Origin of the sequence: Actinomadura sp. 6N118, assembly GCF_044326415.1 — a bacterium.
Taxonomy (GTDB): Bacteria; Actinomycetota; Actinomycetes; order Streptosporangiales; family Streptosporangiaceae; genus Spirillospora.
Map to the genome: position 1 here is coordinate 1 of NZ_JBIRAZ010000081.1, position 803 is coordinate 803.

Genomic DNA, 803 nt, shown 5'->3' on the forward strand with positions numbered 1-803 from the left:
CTTGAACCAATTACTACATCTTGAATGTGAGTGGCTAGAAGTTTTTGATGATGAATCATTGATTTCTGAAAAATGGATTTCCGAAGAAATAAAAGTAAATAGACAAAAGGTTTATGATGGATTTGTCAAGTATTGTAAAGACCATGATTTACATAAAACTCTTCGTGATAATCCACCAGCAGTGTTCACAAAAAAACTAGCTGAATTGTTTGATTTTCCAAAAAACCATAAAGATAACTGGAAAGATGCGAAGATTGGTAGATACTACAAAATCCCACAACTTAATAACGCAAGAGAAATGTTTTGTGAAGCTATTAAAGTTGATATTTGTGTTTTCTATCAAGAGAAATACGAAGAAAAGATAGAAGCCCAAATCAAAAAATTAGAATATGAAGCTAATTTGAAGTCTGGAAAATTTGACCATGCCAAAAAAGAATTTCCAGAAGAAGTGAAGGTTGAAATTCCCAAATACATGCCAAAGTTTGGAAAACAAGAAGCATATTATGGAGAAGAAAAATGATGTTTAGTAAATCAGATATTTTAGAAGCATTAAATACAAATGGCAGTCGCCTAAATTTGGAGCATTCAAGGTGTGTATCCTTTGAAAATAAATGTTTTATTGATTATTGCCTTGAATACAATGAAACATACAAAATGATTGATAATATTGTTGGTCAAAGAAAATCAGTTGAATGGTCTTATAATAGTGTTCCACAAGGTGGATGGTTTCTCCCTGGCTTCATAGAATCACACAGAGAAGATAAATACAAAATCTATTATGTGAATGAAAATGGTAGAAAAAT

At 30.8% G+C, this 803-nt stretch carries 2 protein-coding genes; both read left to right on the forward strand.

Going from position 1 to position 803, the window contains the following annotated elements; all coding sequences use genetic code 11:
* Positions 1 to 520, forward strand: a 520-nt coding sequence (locus tag ACH34W_RS55465; protein ID WP_395969360.1) for a hypothetical protein, incomplete at its 5' end; no start/stop codon positions are given.
* The coding region (locus ACH34W_RS55470; protein ID WP_395969361.1) for a hypothetical protein at positions 517 to 803 on the forward strand (287 nt) is incomplete at its 3' end. The genes ACH34W_RS55465 and ACH34W_RS55470, both read left to right, overlap by 4 nt.